The sequence below is a fragment of the Moraxella bovis genome (assembly GCF_025985205.1).
Taxonomy (GTDB): domain Bacteria; phylum Pseudomonadota; class Gammaproteobacteria; order Pseudomonadales; family Moraxellaceae; genus Moraxella; species Moraxella bovis.
The window spans coordinates 2,442,375-2,463,528 of record NZ_CP087840.1 but is presented as its reverse complement, the minus strand read 5'-3'; the positions used below and the strand labels follow the sequence as shown (position 1 = coordinate 2,463,528).

The window sequence follows — 21,154 nt, the reverse complement described above, 5'->3', positions numbered from 1 at the left end:
GGTTCGTTCATGAAAGATGATGGTGGGCGATGGAATCTAACAAAGATGTGTCGAAACAAAGACCTTTGAGTGTGGCGGCACAGTACTGGCAAAGCAAGATTGGTGTTAGTCCTACTTGTCAGCACTCGGATGTTGATGATATTTGCACCCATCAAATCATGCCATCTGACGAGCAGATTAAGGATATTAAGGTCATTGTGATAAGTGATCAACGCAGTCAGCGACTTGCTTTTGATGATGGTTTGCGTGAGGCAGGCTTTGACGTTATTGGCTGTTTTAGTACCGAACAGCTTGATGTGATGATAAAGTCAAAATTGCCCAAAGCGATGGTGTGGCTAGTGGAGCCACCTTTATTGGATGGGTTGCAGGCACTCATTGATGGTCATAAGCCACGCCTGATGTTGGTGGGTTTTCAAGAGGCTCCCAATCCAAAGCATGATGAGAGTTATAAAAAATGGCAACGTTCACTGCTACGCCGTCTTTGTAACTCGCTTGGCATGCCCACGATAAAGACTACGGATAAAAAATCCACGACCATCTCCCATGTGTCTGTACGCCCTTGGAAATACGTGCTATTTTTGGGAGCATCGATGGGCGGACCTGATGCTTTGAAGGTATTTTTGGATAACATCTCCCCTGAGTTGCCGCTTGCCGTTTTAATTGCGCATCATTTTGATAAAGAGATGATTTATGGTCTGCCAAAGATACTCACTCGCAATAATGACTGGCGATGTCGGGTAATTGGCATCAGTCAGCGATTACAAACAGGGACTTGCTTGATTGCCCCGATTGAGCAACAAATCGTCTGTGACAGCGAAGGGCGAGTGATTTTACTCGATAAGCCGTGGGGGGGTGAATATCAGCCGAACATCAGTCAGCTCCTTAAAAACACCAGCGACGTGTATGGCAGTGAACTTATTGGCATCATATTCTCTGGCATGGGTGATGATGGTTCTGCCTATCTTGCCCAAATTGCCCAAAACAAAAGCCATCTGTGGGCTCAAAGCCCTGAGAGTAGTGGTTGTCCTAGCCAGCCCCAAGCGATGATTGATTCAGGATTTTGCCAATTTTTTGGGACACCTTTGGAACTTGCCAAACGCATCAATCACATGCTTCGGGGTCTTAAATATTCACAATGACAAACAGCGATGCCTAAATTTGCTTTAAGCGTGCCATCAAATGCATCACGGATGGATGATTCTTGGCAAAACAGCATGATGAATATTAAAGATGATGTCATCATTTACCATTGATTGAGAATAGTTATGAGAAAAATTCAAAAACACCAGTTTGAACCTGTAAGCTTGCTTACTGCTGAGCATGGTACCATTGAGGTGACCGCCATTCCTGCCATCGGTCAGCCTGATTGGTTGGTGCCAACCGCCCTTATCATAAGCGTGGACGAATACCATGAGCGAATCTGGACATATCTGTGGCGAGGTCAAGAGGTCTCGGTGTACCATTTGATTCCCAAAGACATCGAAGTGGACAAGCTCGTCATCTTAGAAGGTAACTCGGACGTTCACCGTTTGGCACTACAAACCGCAGGCGAGCTGACAACCAGAAGGGTTCGTATCTCAGATGTGACAGATATTATTCTAAGTGATGAAGAGATTGCTAACATTCAGCTGTCCATTCCTAATCTACCTAACCGTGAGCAAAGACAAGAAAACTATCTGTATCAAGCGGTCATGCTAGATGGCGAGATGTATGTCGTGCCTGATTTGGACTTAATCGCTCACCGCTTGGTGGATTTGGACAGCTGATTTACCAAAAAGCTACTTTTGTCTTGTAATTTTTACCAAAAACTTCGTTATAATAAAACGAAGTTTTTTATTTAGGGAAGCATCATGACCACGCCAGCCACGAGCCAGCCGACACGTCACACCGATAAATACAGCCTTGCCACTCGCATTTTTCATTGGATGGGGGCGTTACTTATCATCGTGGCATTTGTGACTATTAATATGGGTGATGAGTATATCGGTCTGCACAAATCCATCGGGGCGAGCTTTTTTATTTGGACGGTGCTACGCATCATTAACCGCTTTGTCGTCAAAGCCCCACCGTACCCGCCCATGCCAAAATGGCAAACGGCGATAGCCCATCTGACCCATTTGGGCTTGTATATTGCCATGCTTGCCATGCCTATTACAGGTATGCTCATGAGTATGTATGGCGGTCGTGGCGTGAGCGTGTTTGGGCTGTTTAGTTTCCCAAGCGTGGTCAGCATTAACAGAGATATGGCAAAAGTGATGAACGAGCTACACACAGGGGCGGTGTTTTATGTGCTGGTTTTTCTAGTCATCGCTCATGTTGGTGGAGCGTTGTATCATCAGTTTGTGATGAAAGACAATTTGATAAGTCGCATGAAGTAAAGTGTTAATGCAATGGTAAAAAGCCCCAACATTTGTTTGGGGCTTGTTTCTTTTCGATGAGAAAATTGATTATGTCTATTAAAAGAATATCCTAATGGTTAGTGGTGCTTTCTAGGGTGAAAAAGTGCCATGGTTTTTGTAGTAAGACTCAATTTCATTGGCTGTAATTTGGCTTTTTACTCTTTATAGTCAAACAAATTTGAAATAAGACAAGGAAAACGAGCGAAGTTGTACAAGTAGTACTACGAGCGAGTTTGACACAGTATTATTTCAAAGTTGGCAGACTATATTGTTGCAAGAAAGCGGCTTGATGTATGCTCATTGAAATTTACATGAGATTTTAAAACATCAAAGCAATCCTTGTACTGCCTTTTATATGAAAAATAATACCTTTTATCTTAGCGTCGGAATTTTGAACGATATTTGTAGGTTTTATGTGGTATAACTATGTTTGCTGTTGTATTCATGTATGATTGATGCATGATTTATACAATAGTGTTAATCCACGTCTGTGAGCTGTGCTTGATTAACATATCTCATCTTTTGGCATTTTATATAGAAGCAGGAGTTCCTATGAACCACATTTATCGTATTATCTTTAACCGCAGTTTAGGCATCTATCAGTGCGTGTGCGAATTTGCCAAAGCGTGTGGCAAATCATCGGGTAAGATTTTTAAGGTCAGCGTACTGGCAGGTGCGATGGCAACAAGTGGTACGGCATTTGCTCTTGACATCAATGAGGATAAACACTACACCACAAGTAGCGACAGAGCAGAACCCATCAACATCGCCACCATCAAAGGTAGTCATGTTACCGTAACTGTCTCAGGAAAAGATGTGGTTCGCTCGATGAGTGCAAAAGGTGCATACGACTTAAACAATCCCCACGAAGGTCGTCAATGGATTGGGATTGGACAGTATGGAACGGGCATTGTCAATATCGAAAATGGAGCAACCGTCCGCTCTGCCGACAGCATCTTACTTGGTGTCATGGGCGATGAGGTCAATCGTGTCGCTCACGGTCATGGCACAGTCAATCTGTCTGGCGAATCCAAACTACAAGCCGACCTTTATCTTATGGTGGGTGATGGCGGTGTAGGCACACTCAATGTCAATAGTGGCTCAACCGTGAATGCCAGAGATATTTGGGTTGGCACTACCAACAACGGACAAGCAGGCAGTACCATCAACATTGATGGCATAGGTCAAAGCGAAAACCGCAAATCACAAGTCAATGCCATGACCATTACCGTTGGCGATGAAAATACAGGCACGGTCAATGTCAAAAATGACGGCATGATTAGTGCAAACCGCCTTATCATCGGCGAGCAAGCCACTGGCAATCTGAATGTGTCTAGTGGTGGTAATGTCGCCGTGAATAACATCGAACGAGGTACAGCGGGCAAAGCCAACCTCGTGCTAAATGGTGCTGACATCAAGATAGAGCAAGGCAACCAAGATGACTTCTTTAAAGGTTTTACTAGCACTGATAGCATCACCATTAATAATGGTTTAGAATTTAACACCAACGGTCATGATGTTACCATCAACCCAAATGCCGTCATTACAGGCAATGCAGGTAAATTTACCACCAATGGTGGCGGTTTTGAAAAAACTGGCGAAGGCAATCTTACCATTTCCGAAAACACCTTTAAAAACACCAAAGGCGACATCGCCATTGAAAAGGGCATACTCAAATTAAATGGCAACTTTAAATTTAATGATGGTGAAAGTCTAAATATCGCAGTGCGTGATACTGATGATTATGGCAAATTCCATGTAACAGGCAATCTTGATGCTTCCAAAGGTGCGTTAAATGTCTATGCCTATGACCTCATCAAAGCCACCCTTGCCAATCCAAGCAATACTGCCATTTTTAATGACATGGTAAAAGCGGGTACTTTGACGGGCAAATTTACCTCATTTAAGGTGCTGGACCAAGATGGCAACCCCATTACCTCTAATTTAGACACCGAATACAAAAACAATGCCGTGAATTTGGTAACCAAACCTGCAACGGCAACACCGCCAGTTACTCCGCCTGTAACACCGCCAGTGATAACACTGCCTGCACTCCCAACCACCACACTCTTTACTGATGCGGTGGAACACAACAACAAACCATCAGCCTCAAATGTGGCAGGGGTACTGGATAAAGCGGTTGCCAGCTCTGATAGCAGTTTGGGTAAAACTCTCGTTGCCCTACAAACTGTGGCAAAACTTGATGATGAGCAACTAAGCCAAATCGCCGAAAATCTCCAACCTGCGATTAACACCCAGGCCCCCACCGTCATCAACGAACAGCACAACCTAGCCACCACCGCAGTTACCGACCGCATCTTTACCGCTCGTGCTGACATCACGCAAGGCTCAGACGCTGGCGGACGCTCGCTATTTAGACGCAGTGATAATCTGTCAAACTCTGTGTGGCTACAAGCGGTCGGACAAAAACACAAAGCCGATGAGCGAGGCGGTTTTGCAGGCTTTGATGGCAACTCACACGGCTTTGTGGTGGGGACAGACGGTATGGCAAGCGATGATTTGCGTCTGGGTGTGGCACTGGGACACTCTAATAGCGACATTGACAGCACAGGCACTTCGGTTCGCCAAAACCTACAAACCAAACTCACTCAGGCTTATGTTTATGGCGATTATGCCCTAAGCGATGATACCAATGTCAATGGCTTTGTTGGTTATGGTCGTGCCAATATCGAAACCGAACGTGATATTAACGTGGCCAATGTCTTTGAAGGCAAGGCACGTGCCGACTATGATGCCAAAATCAGTCAAATCGGCATCGGCATTGACCGCCGTATTGGCACCATCAACGACCATGTTTCGCCATTTGCTCAGTTGCGTTATACTCGCCTAGCCAGCGACGGGTATACAGAGACAGTCCATGGCACTGATTTGGTTGGGAACTTTGGTGTGAGTGTGGCAAAACGCACCGACAACATCGTCCGTGCCACCGCCGGTGTTCACTTTGCCAAACCCATCAATGATAATACTCAGCTTATCGGTAGCGTGGCAGGACACTTTGAAAACAACCATCGACCCACCATCAGTGCTTCATTTAATGGTCTGTCCGATGTTAGCTTTAACCAAACTGCCCAAAAGAATGACAAATTCTCAGGGTCGCTCGGTCTAGGCGTACGTTATCAGCTAAGTGCCAATACTGAAATTTTGGGGCAATATCAAGGAGAATTTAGCAAAAATACCAGCACTAATGGCGGTACAGCCGCTATCAAGTGGAAGTTTTAATGCTGTAAAATCCTTGATAATGACACCAATCTTGCAACCTTAGTCGCACTTAAGGGAGAAAGATTAGCATGTCCCATCAAGGCTTGATTAAGCCAAGTCTTGATGGGGCTTGGCTTTTTAATTGTTTCAACCTGTTTTTAAAAATTAGCAGGTGTACAAAATTTTGACGCAAATGAATTATCTGCCAACAAAAAGCACACTTTATCAAGTGTGCTTTTTGGGTATTAGACCTTTAAATACAAATCTTGAACCAATCAAGAATTCATCATCAAATACTCAAATGCCGACAGCCCTGCCTTTGAGCCTTCGCCCATGGCAATGTTGATTTGCTTATAAGGTACGGTGGTTACGTCCCCACAAGCAAACACGCCTGCCTTGCTCGTGCGACATTTGGCATCAATCTCAATCTCGCCATGAGCGGTAACATCGACCAAGCCCTTGACGACATCAGAGTTTGGCACCAGTCCGATTTGCACAAATACCGCCGATAGTGGCAAAGTTACATTCTCGCCCGACACTCGGTCTTGATAGATAAGACCATCTACTTTACCGCCATTTGCCGTGATTTTCTGCGTGGTGGCGTTTTTGATGATTGTGATGTTGTCTTTGGCACTCGCTTTGTCAATCAGGACTTGGTCGGCACGTAGTTTATCGCCAAACTCTAACACGGTAACGTGAGCAACGATACCCGCCAAGTCCAACGCCGCTTCCACGCCCGAGTTACCGCCCCCGATGACCGCCACAGGCTTGCCCTTAAAGAAGGGGCCATCGCAGTGTGGGCAATACGCCACGCCGTTGCCGATGTTTTCATCTTCGCCTTTGACACCAAGTTTACGCCATTTGGCTCCTGTGGCAATGATGAGCGTGCTTGAAGTCCAACTTGCCCCTGTGTTTAGGGTAACTTGATAACCGCCTTTGACTTCTTCGATAGACGATACGCTCACGTGTTCTTTGACCGTGATGTTGTATTCTTTAATATGTGTGGCAAGGTTGCTTGCTAGGGTGTTGCCGTTGGTGAGTGGGATTGAGATTAAGTTCTCAATGTCTTGGGTATCCTTAACTTGCCCGCCAATACGGTCGGCAACGAGTGCCACACGAAGTCCCTTGCGAGCGGTATAAATCGCCGCCGCACTGCCAGCAGGTCCACCACCGATGACGGTTACGTCTTGGGTTTCTAGCTCTTCGCTTTGACCTTCGGCAAGTAAGTCGGGGTACTCGGCTTGTAGTTTGTCAATGATACGGGCGGTATCGACTTTACCATTTAAAAATGGTTTGCCGTTTAAAAATACCGCAGGCACGCCTTGAATGTTGTTGGCTTCGACAAGCTCGGGGAATACGCCACCGTCAATCATCTCGTTTTCAATGCCTTCATTTAAGATGGCAAATTGGTTTAACGCTTGCACGACATCAGGGCAGTTGTGGCACGATAGCGAGACAAAGGTTTGAAATTTAAGTGGTTTTTGAATGCGTTTAACCAGCTCTTGAATGCCTTCGTCCAGCTTCATGGTATGACCGCCTGCGTGCAAAATCGCAAGTAGCAAGGACGTGAACTCATGACCGCCTGGGATGCCACTAAACACAATGCCCGTATCACGGTTGTCGGTGGTAATCTTAAAGCTCATGGGCGATAAGTCAATATCCACCACAGTCTTGTCAAAGCCGATTTTATCCGAGCAGCTGGCAATCTGCTCCAAAAAGTTCACCAATTCGGCACGTTTGGCATGGTCGCCGTAACCCAAAATCATGGCAATGGGGCGGGTCATGTTGGTGCTGTAAGTCTTGATAGCATCAAGTAAAGATTTGTCTAGCATGGTATGTACCTATAAATTGCCTATGAATATGTTTAAATTACCTAGTATTATAAGGGTTATTTGATATTTAGAAAATTTAAACGTTTTTAATATTAAGTTTATAAAACTCAATTAATCCCAAAAAGAAAATTCATACAAAAAAGCACATAAAAAAGATAATTTTGCTTGCTTATACCGCCAATTCTTGCTAAGATAAAGCCGTGCCAAATAAGTGGATTTGGTGGGTAAGTTGCCATCAAATCAGCTGTTGGAATATCACTAACCCATTGATAAATCAGGAGAATTTTCATGTTTCCAGAATACCGTGAACTCATCACCAAACTCAAAACCGAAAATGATTTGCACTTTGTTAAGCTGTTTGATGAGCATAACGAGCTTGACGAAGAAATCACCAATCTTGAAAATGACCCTGTTGCCGCCAACAGTCGTGCCGAAGAAATCGAAAGGCTAAAACGCAAAAAATTGGCTCTAAAAGATGAACTTTATCAATACCTATTGACCAAAGCATAATCAATCGCTTATTTAAGTGATAAAAAACACAGGCTAGACGACCTGTGTTTTTGTTTGGCTGTAATTTTTTGGGCTCTGGTCTAAAAAGTATGCTAAACCCAACCATAGTTAATATAATGAAACACCAACTCAAATGCTTTGAAATGGTTTTCTAGCTTTTTAGAAAAACAGCAAGTTCTCCTAAATGCTCGCCTGACGAAGGTTCTCAGTCTGGTGTTATTGCCTTCAATACCCACAGTAAAGCGTTTACCAACTTGTTTTAAAGAGTGCTTAAAGGCAGTTAAAAAGCTATCCCAATCATCACAAGCAATTTTGTTGAAAGTAATGCCTAGTTGGGTAAGTTGTATTTTGAGTTTTTTGGCAGTAGCAAGGTTTCGTTTGCCCCACACAAAAGCAACAATCTCACCTGTGCCTTTGTCATAAGCATAGATGAGCCAAACTTTGTTTTTCTTGTTACCAACATAAGTCCAAAACTCATCCACTTCTAAGGTGTCGTAATGTTGTTGTTTGGGTTTGATTTTGTGGTTGCTGTTTGTGAGTACACTTAGCACCTTTGCTTTGCTCACTTGTTCAATTACCACAATATCTGCAATGCTACACCCACGAGCAAGCATTAAGCGTATTTTGTTGTCTATGTGCGAATAACAGCCCTTGTAGCTTAGTTCTGACTGTTGGACAAACTGTCTGTGGCAATTTTTACAAAAATAATTTTGTTTGCCATAGCTTTTTACGCCATTTTTCTTTATACTATGACATAGGCAACTTGGGCAAGTAATGGTAATTGTCGTCTTCATAACCGTAAATTACCACTGTTTGGTTAAGTTGTCTTTTTAGTTTTTGTTACAGCATACTTTTTGAACCACTGCCATTTTTTGATGATAAAAAGTCGCCCAACATATTGAGCGATTTTTGTGATTTATCAAAATTGGCTGATGTTACAACGAGCTTTTTCTTTGGTGGCAAAGTCTTCGATGAGTGCTTTCATCTTCTCGGGGGTAATGCTCTCTTGCATGGCAGCTTCTAGCTTTTGGTTGGCTTCGCTCTGACTCATCTCTACCATCTTGGCTTGGTCTTCTTCGGTCATGACGATAGGCTTGTCATCAATGCTCTCGCCACGAGCCAGTTTTTCTTGTTGTTCGGTGTATTTTAGCACCTTTTGACCGACTTCGCTTTCATAGAATTTATCTGCTTCTTGGATGCCTTCAACGCCAACAGCGTCCACGAGCGTCTGCTTGCTGGTCTCATGATAGGTCGCTTCGCCGTCTTTGGACATCAGACAAGCCCCTTGCTCTTCGGTGATGTCAGGATTGGTCTGTGCCAAATGCATGAGCGTGGACGCTTGCAAAATTTTGTTCATCATGGCAATGCTTGGCGAGTTATCCAAATTAACACTGGCGGTCTTAGCAGGGGTAGTTTGGGTGGTCTCTGCGGTGTTGGCAGGCTGTTCGGCTGGGGCTTCGGTCTTGTTACAAGCGGTCAGTAGGGTGGCAGAAACGGCAACTGCCAATAGGGTGCAATAGAGCTTCATATAATTGTCTCAATGTTGTTAACAAAATGTCTAAAAATGGAGAACAACAATTTTAACACACATTCACCAACTTGACCGATGTTTTTGCCATAAATAAAAACCGCCTAACCTGATGGCTAAGCGGTTTGGGTTATCTAAAATCTCAGAGTAACTAAATTATTAGATTAGATTTTACCAACGAGGTCTAGGCTTGGTTTCAAGGTCTCTTGACCTGCTTCCCAAGCGGCTGGGCATACTTCACCGTCATTTTCACGCACGTATTGGGCAGCTTTGACTTTACGAATCATGTCTTTGGCAGAGCGACCGATGCCTAGGTCGTGGATTTCGGCAACTTTGATAAGACCGTCTGGGTCTACTAAGAAAGTACCACGCAATGCAGCATGCTCGTCTTCAATCATGATGTTAAAGCCACGAGTGATTTTGCCAGTACCGTCGCCTAGCATTGGGTATTTTACTTTACCGATGGCAGGAGATGAATCGTGCCATGCTTTGTGAACAAAATGGCTGTCGGTAGAGACGGCATACACTTCTACGCCAAGAGCTTTTAGCTCTTCGTAGTGGTCAGCCATGTCTTCAAGCTCAGTTGGGCAAACGAACGTAAAGTCATGTGGGTAGAACATGAAGATAGACCATTGACCTTTGGTGTCTTCTGATGAGATGGTTTTGAACTCACCATTTACAAAAGCTTCGGTGGTAAATTCTGGAATTTGTTGGTTGATGATAGTAGTCATATTGTCACCTATGGTTTGTTGTTCAAAATGATGCGACAAAGAGTAATAAAAGTAGCTTTGTCATAAAGAGAAAACCCTTGAAGGTATTATATGATAACAAAAATTAACGGTTTATGCAGTTAAAAGTTTTAAATAAAAGGTTTTGTTTTATCAAACTTAGGTGTAAAATAGCAGATATGATTTTTTAAAATAAGGAATGCGTGATGATTACCTTGCGTCAGTTAGAGTTCGCCCTTGCCGTTGCCAAGCACAAGCATTTTAAGCGTGCCGCTGAAGAGTGCAACATTTCTCAGTCTGCCCTAAGTCTAGGCATTGCCGAGCTTGAAAAACAGCTAGATACGCAGATTTTTGAGCGTAATAACAAGCAGGTGCTCATCACGCCCATCGGCGAAGAGCTGTTGGAGCGAGCCCAGCGGGTGTTTAGCGAGATTAGCGACTTAACGACCCGAGCCCACAGCCATCAGTTGCCCCTTGCCTATCCGATGACGATAGGCATTATCCCGACCATCGCTCCGTATCTGCTCCCCAAAGTGTTGCCAACAATCAAAGACAAGTACCCCCAGTTTGAGATGGCGGTGACCGAAAAGCAGACCGAACGCCTGTTAGAGCAGGTGCGTTATGGGTATATTGACACCGCCATCGTGGCACTGCCTTATGCGGTTGATGGTCTGCATGCCTTTGAGTTTTGGGCGGAGAATTTTTATGCCATTTTCCCCAAAGATGGCAATCATGACGAAACAAGCATTTCAAGCACGGAGCTGTTTGAAAATGACGTGTTGCTACTGGGTGAAGGGCATTGTTTGACCGACCAAGTGCTGTCGGTTTGTACCATGAATAAAAACGAGCTAAAATCAGGCTTTTCGGACGCCAGTCTTAATACACTCATTCAGATGGCAAAAGCGGGCATGGGGACAACCCTAGTACCTAAGATGGCGTTAGAGCAAATCGGCGATGACGTAACTGCCTTACCCCTAAATGAGACAGGACCACACAGACGACTCGCATTCGTTACTCGCCTAAACTATGCACGGGTCAATGACGTCAAAATCCTAAGCGAGATTTTTAATGAAGCCTTAACCGCCCATGAAGCCAAAGGCTAAGCCAATTAGGGCTTACCTTTTAGCAAATTATGCCATGTCTGATAGTCAGGCATGGCTTTTTTGACTTCATGCCAAAAAGCAGGGCTGTGGTTGGGATGGATAAGATGGCACAGTTCATGCACAAAGACATATTCGGTGCAGGGGTAGGGATAGGCAGGCAGATAAGTGGATAGCCAAATGCGAGCTTCATGGGTGTTGCAACTGCCCCAGCGAGTGTGCATTTTCTTGGTGCGAATCTCATCGGCAAAGTGACCGACCACAGGTTGCCATGTGTCTGCCAGAGCAGGCAGGCGAGCTTTGAGCTCATGCTCATAGATGGCAAGTCGGCAGGCGTTGGGGTCTTGGCGTTGCTGTTTTGATAGCCTGATGGGGTGCTGTGTTAGATAATCTGCCACATCAAAAGGCTCGCCCCACAGCTTGGGATGGGCATGGCTTGAGCTGTGGTCGGCGTGGGTATGTTTGCGTTTGTGGGCGTGAGCCATTGCCCATGCGGACTTGGACATGATAAGGCGGTGGATGTCACCATCAGACAGATGACGTGGCACGCTGACAGCAAAGCAGGGGCGAGCGCTTATGAATGTTAGGCGAAAATTGACGTTTTTGACGGCTTTTTTGTGGATGATGAGCGTGATGTCATGTTTGTCAAAATGGGCGAATAAATCGGTGTGGGGCATGGGTGGTGATGTATTGAGTTTAAAAATATTTTAGCATGATGGCTTTTAAAAAGAAAAATTAAAAACAAAAAACAGGTCACATACATGACCTGTTTTGGTTTACCCAAGGGGATAAGATTAGTTCATGCTTTGTGGGGCTAGGATGGTTAGCTCAACACGGCGGTTTGGCTCATAACTGCTACCAAACTGAGTGGTTGCACCACGTCCAACAGCACTGATGCGGCTAGCACTCACGCCTTGACCTGCTAGGTAGTTAGCAACAGCAGCGGCACGGTTTTGTGATAGTACTTGGTTGGCGTTGGCGTTACCTTCGATAGACGCATAGCCGTTTACCATAACCGTGGTTTGGTTGTATTGGTTTAGGGTGCTCGCCACTTGGTTTAGGGTGTTGTACGAGCTAGGCTTGATGTCATATCTGCCAACATTAAAGGTAATCGCCTCTGGGATAGACAAGTTAATGTTGTTGGTGACAGGGTCTCTTTGTACTTCAATGCCTGTACCTGCGGTTTGCTGTCTTAATTTGGCTTCTTGCTTGCTCATGTAAGCACCAACACCTGCACCGATGGCAGCACCGATGGCAGCATCACGACCTGTGTGTTCGCCACCTGTCGCCTTAGAGATGGCAGCACCTAGGACAGCACCACCCAATGCACCAAGACCTGCTTTTTTGGTGGCGTCATTTACACCCGTGGTACCAGTGCTGGCACAACCTGCCAAAATCATGCTTGCAGAAACGGCGGTGATGGTAAGAATTTTTTTCATGGGATACTCCTATCAGAGATGGTGAAATGAAAGTCCTCAAATGCGGTTTGGGCTTAACTTTGATATGGGTGTTTAGATATTAAAATCTAAACAGATATTTAAACATATTTAAACCAAGCCCAAACCATTTGATGAGACTATTATGCCGTAAAAAACTCTCTTATTTGTTATAAGTATGTAGTTAATCGGTTATTTTAATTGTAAAAATGGACTGGTATTTTGTACAATCGCCCTAAAATAGGGGCAATTCTTACAGGAAAATGCATAAAATTTTGGTAAAATTGTATCAAAATTTGTCAAAATGGGCGGTTTTTACCATGATTTTTGTCTATTTTAAATAATAACGATGGTAAAATCGACTTATTTATTTTTTAGATAGTAGTCCAAAAAATATGCTGAACTAGATTTTCCGTTCGCCCTGAGCCTGCCTGCGGGTAGGAAAACCGTTATGGTTCGACAAGCTCACCACGAACGGTTTTCTTTGTAGCATACTTTTTGAACCAGAGCCATTTTTTAAAGTCATTTTTTAAAAAAGCCTTTGAAAACTTTGATGGTTTTTAATTATTTTTTTAATGTTTTTTGATTATTTTGATAAAAATTTGCTAAAATAGTGCATAATAATACACTCATCATCAAGCGACATCGGGGTGCGGTATGGTACTTATCCTGATGGGTTGATGACGAGTAGATTTTGACACAAATTGTTACATTTATCTGATGGGCGGTTTTCGTATGCACAAAAATAACCCTAATACCACCTCCTTTTTTCAAAAAATCCATGACAAACACCCCAAACTTGCCCAAAAACTCCGCCTAGGTACGGGGCTTGGGACGATGGTTGCTAACAGCGTGGCAATCAGCGTGCCGTTATATGGGGCGGGGCTTGCCAAGACATTGTTCGGCTCAAACCAGGGCGATAAGGCGGTACTATCTATCGCCAATCACTGGATTAACACCAACAACCGCCTGCTAGATACGCTCATGCCAAAGCGTGACTGGCGGATATCGGTGCCTGACGACCTAAAAAAAGACGGGCGGTATCTGCTTGTGTGCAACCATCAGTCATGGGTGGATACAAGCGTGGTGCAGTATGTGAGCGAGTCACGGTTGCCGATTACTCGATTTTTTGCCAAGCATGAACTGCTCTATATTCCTATCGTGGGGCAGGCGTTTTATTTTTTGGATTTTCCGATGATGAAACGCCACTCTAAGGCACAAATCGCCAAAAATCCTGCCCTTGCCACTCGGGATTTGGAAGAAGCCAGACGTGCCTGTGGACTGCTCGCTGATAAGCCATTTGTTCTGCTCAACTACCTAGAAGGCACACGGTTTAGTAAGGACAAGCACGCCCGCCAAAACTCGCCTTATCAGCACCTATTAAAGCCCAAAGCAGGGGGCTTTGCCTTAGCCATCGCCAGTTTGGGCGATAAGATAGACGGCATGCTGGACATGACGGTGGTCTATCCTGAGGGCGTGCCTGACTATGGCGAGCTGTGGGCAGGTAAGATGACCTGTTTGGGCGTGGACATTCGTCATCTGGACATGGATGAGCGGTTATTTGCTGATTTAAAAGATGGCAAATACGACAGCGATGAGACGGTCAAGGCGGAGTTGTTTGACTTTTTGGATAAGGTGTGGACTGCCAAAGATGAGCGAATTGGGCAGATGATGCGTGAGTTTGAGCAGGTCTAAATAAAAGGTGGGACTAAATAGGGCGTGCCTGTCCTTTATAACACAATTTAACATTTAGAAATTTTATAAAAATAAAATAATGTTTTTGTATGAAAAATAGCTAAATCTTGTTTTTCTTCGTCAAAAACTTGTCTGATAGAAAACTCACAGCCCTTGTTTTTCCCTTGAAAAACGTGCGATTTTTCTCATTTTTCATTGCAAATACAAAAGGCAGGCACGCCCTAATAAAAAAACCAAACCTTTTAAAACCGCCCAAAAAGTTTTACAATACCCCAATGTTTACAAGTTTAATCATAGCAAAACACCATGAGTAGCAAACACACCCCCGAGTTGTCCGACCTAGAAATCCCCCAACCATCTGATGTGCCAGATGATGTCATTCCACTCTTTGGCACGGACAAAGACGAGCGAGAGCCGACCGCTAAGCAAAGTCGCACCAAAATCATCTACGATGTCGGCATGCTTATCCTGCTGGTCATTGACCTGTGTTTGATATTTGCCGATAATATTTTGATGAGCGGACTTGTGACCAAGCTTGCCGAATGGGGCGGATTTAGTGGCATGCTTAGTGCTTGTCAAGCGACTTATCATGTGAGCTTATCCGCCATTGGGGGAATGTTTACGCTGTTTTGGGTGAGTGAGCTGTTGGTGCGATGGCTACTTGCCATCAAACGTCGCACTTATTATCGTTGGTTCTTTTTTCCTTTTGTGCATTGGTATGAAGTATTGGCGTGTTTTCCCATGCTTCGTGCGTTAAGGCTACTGCGAGCAGGGATTATTATCAAACGCTTGCATGACACAGGCGTGATGGTCATTCCCAAAAAGTGGATAACATCCGCCCAGTTTTATTATCATGTTATCTTAGAAGAACTCTCGGACAGGGTAATTTTGACCGCCATTGATAACTTTCGTGAGCAGATGGCACAGTCCAAGACGCATGGCACGCTGATTCAGACGACCATTGACCGTAACCGTGCTGAGTTTGAGAGCGTGGTGCTTGATTTGCTTCGCCGTGAGCTTGCCCCGAAGTTACAGCAGGCGTTTTTGGCACAGACAGGGCAACAGCTCTCGCATGACATCGGCACGTCCGTTGAGCAGGCACTGCTTGACACGCCTGAGCTAAGACGTTATCTTAAACTCATTCCCATCGCAGGGGGCATGATAGAGTCGCAGATTACGAGTGTGGGCCGTCATATTGGCGAGAATGTTACCATGGCGGTCAATGAGCATTTGTTTAATGAAAAAACCCTAGACGCCCTGATGGTCAATGTCGCCAAAGGGGTGGCAAGCATTGATACCACACACCCACAACTACAAAAGCTCGTGAGTGGGGTGATTGATGACGCTCTAAATGCCTTTGAAAAGCAAGTCAAAGTCCAGCAGTGGAAGCACAAAGAGCAGTTGCATTTATAAGAGGGTGCTTTAATCTCAATTTAAAGTTGCAACTTATTGATTTTTCAATGATTATTTTTCGGATTGTAGGGATGAATTACATTCGCCCTTGATAAATCAATCATTGATACAAAGTGAGAATGAGGCAAAGAATTCATCATTTTGCCAAATAAACCCACGCCACTCATCACCAAAAATACCAAAATCGCCACCCAAAGGCGATGATTTTGCCCCAAAACACCAAAAAAGTGGTAAAATTGGCAAAATTTTAGGTGATGATGTTATGAAACCGATTACTTTATTTGGCAAAATGCTCAGTTTTAGCCGTCTAAAACTGCACACTGACGACCTGACCGCCATTCAAGATGAACTAAGTGTTCTATTAAAAGACAACACGTCCGTGCCTGTGGTGCTAGACAGTGAGTGTAAGCTTGATTTGTCGGCATTGGTTGAGATGTTGTGGCAGATGGGCGTACAGCCGATAGGCGTGGTTGATGGCGTGCTAAGCGAGCAGGCAAACGCCCTGCGACTGGCGACTTTTCCTGCCGATGGCAAACGCATGGAGCGTATCAAGCCGACCGATTCACGTCCCACCCCCATAAAGGCGGACAATGTAAATAATGCCCAATCACAAGAAACTCAGTCATCAGAAGCTAAGCCATCAGGACAAGCAGGCGAGTCCGCCAATCAGCCCGTAGTCCAAAAAAAAGCGACCGCCACCCAAACTCAAACCGCCCCTCTAGGGCTGGACACTGCCGATAACACCTCCAAACAAGAGCAGGGCGTCACCAGTAGCGTACACAGCCAAATGCTTCGCTCAGGTCAGAGCCTGCAACATTTGGGCGGTGATTTGATTGTTATTGGTGGGGTCAATAAAGGGGCAGAAGCCATTACTGACAACAGTTTGCACATCTATGGGCATGGGCAGGGGCGACTGGTGGCAGGGGCGACAGGCGACAAACACGCCCGTATTTTTTGCCAAAAGTTCAACCCCACGCTGGTCTCGGTAGCAGGCACCTACTGCCTAAGCGACGCCATTCCGCCTGAGATGATAGACAAGGCGGTGCAAGTCAGCTATGATGAAGACAAAGGGCTTATCTTTACGCTCATGGCATGATGGGTTTGGTTTATCATTGTTCAGGGCATGTTAAACCTTTATAACACGATTTACATTTTGGAAAGTTTAAAAAATAAAATGATGTTTTTGCATGAAAAATGGCTATCCGACCACTTAATTTTTAAAATTAAGTTAAAATCTCAAGATTTATCAGATTAAGTGGTCGGATGTTTTTCATAATAAAAGCTCGTTTGATAGAATGACTATCAAACTTCACTTTTTCCTTGAAAAACGTGCGATTTTTCTCATTTTTCATTGCAAATACAAAAGTTCAACATGTTCTAAAATTATGGTAAAATAGATAAATTTTTTCTAAATCTTGACTGGTAGCAAATCATTGATGAATAGGGTGAAAATAACAGCAATGATAAAAAAGACAGTTGAGTGTAAAATATTTTAAATTGCTAAATTACTAAATGTAGCAATACCAAATTATAAGGAGTTGCCCTGTGGCAAAAATCATCGTAGTAACATCAGGTAAAGGCGGTGTGGGTAAGACCACCACCAGTGCGTCTTTTGGGGCAGGTCTGGCAGAGCGTGGTTATAAGACGGTCATCATTGACTTTGATGTGGGTTTGCGTAACCTTGACCTTATCATGGGCTGTGAGAACCGCATTGTCTATGACTTTGTGGATGTCATCAGTGGTAATGCCAAGCTCTCACAAGCACTGGTCAAAGACAAACAGCAAGAAAATCTGTACATTCTGCCTGCGTCACAGACCCGTGACAAAGACGCCTTAACCGATGAAGGCGTGGCGGTGGTCATGAAAGAGCTGTCTGATGAGCTGGGCTTTGACTACATCATCTGCGACAGTCCGGCAGGGATTGAGCGTGGGGCACAGCTTGCCATGTATCACGCCGATGAAGCTTTGATTGTCACCAACCCAGAAGTGTCCAGCGTGCGAGATTCTGACCGTATCATCGGTATCTTGCAGTCTCGCACCAAACGTGTCGAAGAAGGTGGTAGCGTCAAAGAACATCTCATTATTACTCGCTACAACCCAGAGCGTGCCGCCCACGGCGAGATGATGGGCATTGATGACATTGCCAATGACATTCTAAAAGTGCCACTCATCGGTGTCATTCCAGAGTCGAATGCCGTGCTAGAAGCGTCAAACCACGGTCAGCCTGTCATTTATTTTAAAGACTCGGCAGCAGGTCAATGCTATGATGACATCGTGGCACGATTCTTGGGTGAAAACCGTCCTTTGCGTCACATTGATGTCAAAAAGAAAGGTTTGTTTGCTAAGTTGTTCGGGGGCTGATATGAAAAAAGGATTTTGGAGTACGTTATTTGGTGGGGGCGATGAGCCAACCAGTGCGTCTATCGCCAAAGACCGCCTAAAAGTCATCGTCGCAAGCCACGACCGCCTAAACACTCGCCTAACCCCCGAGCGTGTGGATGAGATGAAGCGTGAGATTTTGGCGGTGGTTAATAAATTCATCAGTGGCGTACAGATTGACGATGTTAATATCAAACAGCGTCATGAAGAAAGCCTTGATGTGCTTGAAATGAACATCAATTTGCCCGACCGTAAATAACAGGCAGGGCAGATAAAAAGGTGCGATTTGCACCTTTTTGTTTTTTTAAAATTGGCATTATTGAGTTTTAAGGTTTGGATTTTAAAAATAAATCCTAATCCATCAAATCAACCACGCTTATCTCAATATCATCAATCACGCCCACATCCACAAAAATGTCTGCTTGTGAGTCTAATTTGTCCGTGATGTCATAATGTTCGCTGACAGGCTCGCCTTGATAGACGAGTGGAGCGATGAAAAACGGCTCGCCAATTTGCTCTAACAGTGCCGTCATCACGGGCGTGGCGGACGTGGTAAAGCGAAGCGATTTTTTGCTGATGATTTTTTTATTGATCACTTTGGTCGGCTCCAAGACAAAGGCGTGATGGGGTATAAAATCGCTTTTTAGGGTACGAAAAGCATCATTTGCCACGACCGCCACGTCCGACAGCTGACTGATGTTTTGGCACACCAGTAGCAAATCGGACTCATCTAGTCCCAGACGCACCAAACGTTCAAAGGCGCCTTTGGCATTCATCCCAAAGGCGAAACGATAGCCACACTCGGTCGGTGTGATGATGACTTTGCCTGATGATAAGGCAGTTGCCGTTTCATCTATCAGGCGGGGCTGGGGGTTGTCGGGATGGATATAGAGTGTTTTCATGGATTGTCCTTATAAACTGATAATGTGTTAGATGGATTTGTGGGGTAAATGATATTTACAAATCAACCCCTACCTTGCCATATTTATGTCTAAAAACACCCAAATCAGGCGTTTGGCGTCTTTGGATAAGGGGTGAGATGGTGCGTGTGGATTTTGCAAATAGGCATGAGCTTGGGTGTACACGTCTATGGCAAAGGTGCTGTTTGATGTGTTAAAGTCGGCATTTAGGTTGTCCGCTGAGACATAAAAATACCGCCCCAACGCCAATGACAGCAGACATTCAATGGCTTGGGGTTTGATTTCTACTTTCTCAAACTGCCGTTGGGTCATCTCATCTCGCCCGTCAGGACAATACCAGTAGCCAAAATCATCAAGTCCCCTGCGTGTCGCCCCTGCCACGCACCAATGGCTTATCTCATGCAACGCACTTTGGAAAAACCCGTGAGCGAACTCAATGCGAGCAGGCATGCCATCTTTGCTGGCAAAGTACTCAGGCTCGCTCTCGCCACGCACGAGCAGGGTCGGCATGGCACTGTACTGATAGAGATGATTAAATAGAGCGATGAGCCAGTCGGTCTGTTCATGTTCATCATCGCTTAGAGTTTGCCACGTCCGTTTTAGCGTGCGATACGTCTCATCAAAACGGCACACGTCCGCCACGCACGCCTGTATGGCTTTGTCATCGTAAAAGGCTTGCCAAAGTGGTGTTTGAGCGTGCAGACCCAGCCTGCTAAAATCAGTGGTACTCATGGGGCGTTATCTAAATCTAAAAACAAAAATTATACCACGCCCCACAAATTTTGCGTGAATTTTGGCAGGTTTTATGAAATAATAAGCCAAATTTTTATGATGATGACAAGATGACCGCACCCACGCACCAATCAGCCACACTGCCCCAAAACATCGCCTTTGACAAATGGGCAGACATCGGCTTTACATGGCAGGGCGATGTTCCTGTGACTGCCTTGCCACGTCTAGCAGGGCAGGTTATCGCTAGTGATGATGTGCTAAGCGTTGCCTTGACGCTCGCCCGACAGGACAAAATCCTGTGGCTAACCTATGATGTCAAAGCGGTGCTGTCCGTGGCGTGCCAACGCTGTCTTGACTCCATGCCTGTGGATGTCTCGGGCAATTACCGCATGGCAATCTTAGAGAGCGAAAACAAGATTGGCTACCTAGAAGCCCTAGATGAGACGGCAGATTATGTCCTGCTAGATGAGATTTGTCCCAATGGCAAAAAAATACTCCCTGTGGCGGACATGCTAGAAGATGAGCTACTGCTTGCCATTCCGCTCTCGCCACGCCATGACGACTGCGACATGCACACGGACAGCGTGGGCGATGTGGCGGACAAACCTGCCGAAAACCCCTTTGCTGTGTTGGGGCAGTTAAAGGGTAAACTGTCGGGCTAAGCAATATTTTGTAAATTTTGCAAAAATGGGCTTTTAAAATGTCAAATTTTTGGTATAATAGGGCGTTTAATGTATCTGCACCCATTTGATTAGGCGAAAAATGATGCTACCGCCACAGATACCCACTTTCATTAAATTTGGCAGTCATTTGCCGTACTTTATTTAGGAGCTATCATGGCAGTTCAACAAAACCGCAAAAGCCGTTCACGCCGTGATATGCGTCGTTCTCACGACCGTATCAGCGTTGCCACTCTAAGCATTGATTCTACCACTGGCGAAAAACACATTCGCCATCATGCGACCAAAGACGGTTTTTACCGTGGTCGTCAGCTATTTAAAGTAGCCGCCGAAAGCTAATTTGTTTGGTTTCTACCTTGTAAAAACCAAGCCTAAGCCAAGTTCCATGATCGCATGAGCTTGGCTTTTTTATTTTAAATTATTGATGGCTATCAGTAGGATTTGCCTGCTTTTATGGTGCAGTTTGCTTTAAACAAGAGCTGTTTTATAAAAATGGTTATTAGACATTAAATTGTAAAAAATTTGTTTGTAAATTTAATCGATAATTTGTAAACAAATGTTTATTTTTTATGGTAAAATGATA

At 44.7% G+C, this 21,154-nt stretch carries 22 protein-coding genes; 13 read left to right on the top strand and 9 right to left on the bottom strand.

Going from position 1 to position 21,154, the window contains the following annotated elements; translation table 11 throughout:
* Positions 1-29: 29 nt before the first annotated feature.
* The 4 genes from LP107_RS12540 (at position 30) to LP107_RS12525 (ending at position 5,639) form a co-directional block, all read left to right on the top strand.
* The gene (locus tag LP107_RS12540; RefSeq protein WP_244893677.1) at positions 30-1,139 is read left to right on the top strand and encodes a chemotaxis protein CheB; all 1,110 of its coding nucleotides are present in this window, start codon (positions 30-32) and stop codon (positions 1,137-1,139) included.
* Positions 1,140-1,265: 126 nt separating this feature from the next.
* Positions 1,266-1,766 (top strand): hypothetical protein, encoded by a 501-nt coding sequence (locus LP107_RS12535; protein WP_029103932.1) that lies wholly within the window; start codon positions 1,266-1,268, stop codon positions 1,764-1,766.
* Between the two features lie 84 nt (positions 1,767-1,850).
* A complete protein-coding gene (locus tag LP107_RS12530) occupies positions 1,851-2,378 on the top strand; it encodes a cytochrome b (protein ID WP_078274802.1) in 528 nt (175 codons plus the stop codon).
* A 573-nt stretch (positions 2,379-2,951) separates the two neighbouring features.
* Complete coding sequence (locus tag LP107_RS12525) at positions 2,952-5,639, top strand: autotransporter domain-containing protein (RefSeq protein ID WP_158079687.1); 2,688 nt, start codon at positions 2,952-2,954, stop codon at positions 5,637-5,639.
* Between the two features lie 254 nt (positions 5,640-5,893).
* Here LP107_RS12525 and ahpF read toward each other — a convergent pair whose 3' ends face one another.
* Together ahpF and LP107_RS12515 are read right to left on the bottom strand one after the other, a co-directional pair.
* The gene (gene ahpF / locus LP107_RS12520; protein WP_078274800.1) at positions 5,894-7,450 is read right to left on the bottom strand and encodes an alkyl hydroperoxide reductase subunit F; all 1,557 of its coding nucleotides are present in this window, start codon (positions 7,448-7,450) and stop codon (positions 5,894-5,896) included.
* A gap of 107 nt (positions 7,451-7,557) precedes the next feature.
* Positions 7,558-7,740, bottom strand: coding sequence for a hypothetical protein (locus LP107_RS12515; protein WP_078274799.1), 183 nt, complete (start codon positions 7,738-7,740; stop codon positions 7,558-7,560).
* On the opposite strand from LP107_RS12515, the gene LP107_RS12510 reads away from it, so the two are divergent.
* Positions 7,739-7,960 carry an HP1242/YdcH family protein gene (locus LP107_RS12510; protein WP_078274798.1) on the top strand — a complete coding sequence of 74 codons (222 nt, stop codon included), beginning with the start codon at positions 7,739-7,741 and terminating at the stop codon, positions 7,958-7,960. The two genes, LP107_RS12515 and LP107_RS12510, sit on opposite strands and share 2 nt — an antisense overlap.
* Before the next feature lie 92 nt (positions 7,961-8,052).
* Here the strand turns inward: LP107_RS12510 and LP107_RS12505 are convergent, their stop codons facing one another.
* The 3 genes from LP107_RS12505 to ahpC all read right to left on the bottom strand — a co-directional run bounded on the left by LP107_RS12505 (position 8,053) and on the right by ahpC (position 10,219).
* Positions 8,053-8,754: an IS1 family transposase gene (locus tag LP107_RS12505; RefSeq protein ID WP_078275358.1), complete on the bottom strand. Its 702-nt coding sequence runs from the start codon at positions 8,752-8,754 to the stop codon at positions 8,053-8,055.
* A 125-nt stretch (positions 8,755-8,879) separates the two neighbouring features.
* The gene (locus tag LP107_RS12500) at positions 8,880-9,488 is read right to left on the bottom strand and encodes a hypothetical protein (RefSeq protein WP_078275223.1); all 609 of its coding nucleotides are present in this window, start codon (positions 9,486-9,488) and stop codon (positions 8,880-8,882) included.
* Between the two features lie 164 nt (positions 9,489-9,652).
* Positions 9,653-10,219 carry an alkyl hydroperoxide reductase subunit C gene (gene ahpC / locus LP107_RS12495; RefSeq protein WP_078275222.1) on the bottom strand — a complete coding sequence of 189 codons (567 nt, stop codon included), beginning with the start codon at positions 10,217-10,219 and terminating at the stop codon, positions 9,653-9,655.
* 203 nt (positions 10,220-10,422) lie between these two features.
* Between ahpC and LP107_RS12490 the strand changes: the two genes are divergently transcribed.
* Positions 10,423-11,319, top strand: coding sequence for a hydrogen peroxide-inducible genes activator (locus tag LP107_RS12490; protein WP_078275221.1), 897 nt, complete (start codon positions 10,423-10,425; stop codon positions 11,317-11,319).
* A 5-nt stretch (positions 11,320-11,324) separates the two neighbouring features.
* Here LP107_RS12490 and LP107_RS12485 read toward each other — a convergent pair whose 3' ends face one another.
* Positions 11,325-11,993 (bottom strand): M48 family metallopeptidase, encoded by a 669-nt coding sequence (locus LP107_RS12485; RefSeq protein WP_078275220.1) that lies wholly within the window; start codon positions 11,991-11,993, stop codon positions 11,325-11,327.
* Between the two features lie 117 nt (positions 11,994-12,110).
* The gene (locus tag LP107_RS12480) at positions 12,111-12,755 is read right to left on the bottom strand and encodes a YiaD family glycine zipper/OmpA-like lipoprotein (protein ID WP_078275219.1); all 645 of its coding nucleotides are present in this window, start codon (positions 12,753-12,755) and stop codon (positions 12,111-12,113) included.
* 732 nt (positions 12,756-13,487) lie between these two features.
* Between LP107_RS12480 and LP107_RS12475 the strand changes: the two genes are divergently transcribed.
* The 5 genes from LP107_RS12475 to minE all read left to right on the top strand — a co-directional run bounded on the left by LP107_RS12475 (position 13,488) and on the right by minE (position 18,498).
* Positions 13,488-14,447, top strand: a complete 960-nt coding sequence (locus tag LP107_RS12475; RefSeq protein ID WP_078275228.1) for an acetyltransferase — start codon at positions 13,488-13,490, stop codon at positions 14,445-14,447.
* 306 nt (positions 14,448-14,753) lie between these two features.
* Positions 14,754-15,860, top strand: coding sequence for a hypothetical protein (locus LP107_RS12470; protein WP_078275218.1), 1,107 nt, complete (start codon positions 14,754-14,756; stop codon positions 15,858-15,860).
* Positions 15,861-16,122: 262 nt separating this feature from the next.
* Positions 16,123-16,956, top strand: a complete 834-nt coding sequence (minC, locus tag LP107_RS12465; protein WP_078275227.1) for a septum site-determining protein MinC — start codon at positions 16,123-16,125, stop codon at positions 16,954-16,956.
* 449 nt (positions 16,957-17,405) lie between these two features.
* The gene (gene minD / locus LP107_RS12460) at positions 17,406-18,221 is read left to right on the top strand and encodes a septum site-determining protein MinD (protein ID WP_078275217.1); all 816 of its coding nucleotides are present in this window, start codon (positions 17,406-17,408) and stop codon (positions 18,219-18,221) included.
* 1 nt (position 18,222) lies between these two features.
* The gene (gene minE / locus LP107_RS12455; RefSeq protein WP_029103917.1) at positions 18,223-18,498 is read left to right on the top strand and encodes a cell division topological specificity factor MinE; all 276 of its coding nucleotides are present in this window, start codon (positions 18,223-18,225) and stop codon (positions 18,496-18,498) included.
* Between the two features lie 94 nt (positions 18,499-18,592).
* Here minE and LP107_RS12450 read toward each other — a convergent pair whose 3' ends face one another.
* Together LP107_RS12450 and LP107_RS12445 are read right to left on the bottom strand one after the other, a co-directional pair.
* The gene (locus LP107_RS12450) at positions 18,593-19,141 is read right to left on the bottom strand and encodes a Sua5/YciO/YrdC/YwlC family protein (protein ID WP_078275216.1); all 549 of its coding nucleotides are present in this window, start codon (positions 19,139-19,141) and stop codon (positions 18,593-18,595) included.
* Positions 19,142-19,210: 69 nt separating this feature from the next.
* Entirely contained in the window at positions 19,211-19,891 is a 681-nt protein-coding gene (locus LP107_RS12445) for an elongation factor P hydroxylase (RefSeq protein ID WP_078275215.1), read from the bottom strand.
* 110 nt (positions 19,892-20,001) lie between these two features.
* On the opposite strand from LP107_RS12445, the gene LP107_RS12440 reads away from it, so the two are divergent.
* Both LP107_RS12440 and rpmF read left to right on the top strand, forming a co-directional pair.
* Positions 20,002-20,553: a YceD family protein gene (locus LP107_RS12440; RefSeq protein ID WP_078275214.1), complete on the top strand. Its 552-nt coding sequence runs from the start codon at positions 20,002-20,004 to the stop codon at positions 20,551-20,553.
* Between the two features lie 174 nt (positions 20,554-20,727).
* Entirely contained in the window at positions 20,728-20,910 is a 183-nt protein-coding gene (gene rpmF / locus LP107_RS12435) for a 50S ribosomal protein L32 (RefSeq protein WP_029103914.1), read from the top strand.
* Positions 20,911-21,154 lie beyond the last annotated feature (244 nt).

Bases quoted from the DNA above. Each gene is read 5' to 3' on its own strand.
- LP107_RS12540 (WP_244893677.1), top strand. From the start codon at position 30: ATGGAATCTAACAAAGATGTGTCGAAACAAAGACCTTTGAGTGTGGCG.
- LP107_RS12535 (WP_029103932.1), top strand. From the start codon at position 1,266: ATGAGAAAAATTCAAAAACACCAGTTTGAACCTGTAAGCTTGCTTACT.
- LP107_RS12530 (WP_078274802.1), top strand. From the start codon at position 1,851: ATGACCACGCCAGCCACGAGCCAGCCGACACGTCACACCGATAAATAC.
- LP107_RS12525 (WP_158079687.1), top strand. From the start codon at position 2,952: ATGAACCACATTTATCGTATTATCTTTAACCGCAGTTTAGGCATCTAT.
- ahpF (WP_078274800.1), bottom strand. From the start codon at position 7,450: ATGCTAGACAAATCTTTACTTGATGCTATCAAGACTTACAGCACCAAC.
- LP107_RS12510 (WP_078274798.1), top strand. From the start codon at position 7,739: ATGTTTCCAGAATACCGTGAACTCATCACCAAACTCAAAACCGAAAAT.
- LP107_RS12515 (WP_078274799.1), bottom strand. From the start codon at position 7,740: ATGAAAATTCTCCTGATTTATCAATGGGTTAGTGATATTCCAACAGCT.
- LP107_RS12505 (WP_078275358.1), bottom strand. From the start codon at position 8,754: ATGAAGACGACAATTACCATTACTTGCCCAAGTTGCCTATGTCATAGT.
- LP107_RS12500 (WP_078275223.1), bottom strand. From the start codon at position 9,488: ATGAAGCTCTATTGCACCCTATTGGCAGTTGCCGTTTCTGCCACCCTA.
- ahpC (WP_078275222.1), bottom strand. From the start codon at position 10,219: ATGACTACTATCATCAACCAACAAATTCCAGAATTTACCACCGAAGCT.
- LP107_RS12490 (WP_078275221.1), top strand. From the start codon at position 10,423: ATGATTACCTTGCGTCAGTTAGAGTTCGCCCTTGCCGTTGCCAAGCAC.
- LP107_RS12485 (WP_078275220.1), bottom strand. From the start codon at position 11,993: ATGCCCCACACCGATTTATTCGCCCATTTTGACAAACATGACATCACG.
- LP107_RS12480 (WP_078275219.1), bottom strand. From the start codon at position 12,755: ATGAAAAAAATTCTTACCATCACCGCCGTTTCTGCAAGCATGATTTTG.
- LP107_RS12475 (WP_078275228.1), top strand. From the start codon at position 13,488: ATGCACAAAAATAACCCTAATACCACCTCCTTTTTTCAAAAAATCCAT.
- LP107_RS12470 (WP_078275218.1), top strand. From the start codon at position 14,754: ATGAGTAGCAAACACACCCCCGAGTTGTCCGACCTAGAAATCCCCCAA.
- minC (WP_078275227.1), top strand. From the start codon at position 16,123: ATGAAACCGATTACTTTATTTGGCAAAATGCTCAGTTTTAGCCGTCTA.
- minE (WP_029103917.1), top strand. From the start codon at position 18,223: ATGAAAAAAGGATTTTGGAGTACGTTATTTGGTGGGGGCGATGAGCCA.
- LP107_RS12450 (WP_078275216.1), bottom strand. From the start codon at position 19,141: ATGAAAACACTCTATATCCATCCCGACAACCCCCAGCCCCGCCTGATA.
- LP107_RS12445 (WP_078275215.1), bottom strand. From the start codon at position 19,891: ATGAGTACCACTGATTTTAGCAGGCTGGGTCTGCACGCTCAAACACCA.
- LP107_RS12440 (WP_078275214.1), top strand. From the start codon at position 20,002: ATGACCGCACCCACGCACCAATCAGCCACACTGCCCCAAAACATCGCC.
- rpmF (WP_029103914.1), top strand. From the start codon at position 20,728: ATGGCAGTTCAACAAAACCGCAAAAGCCGTTCACGCCGTGATATGCGT.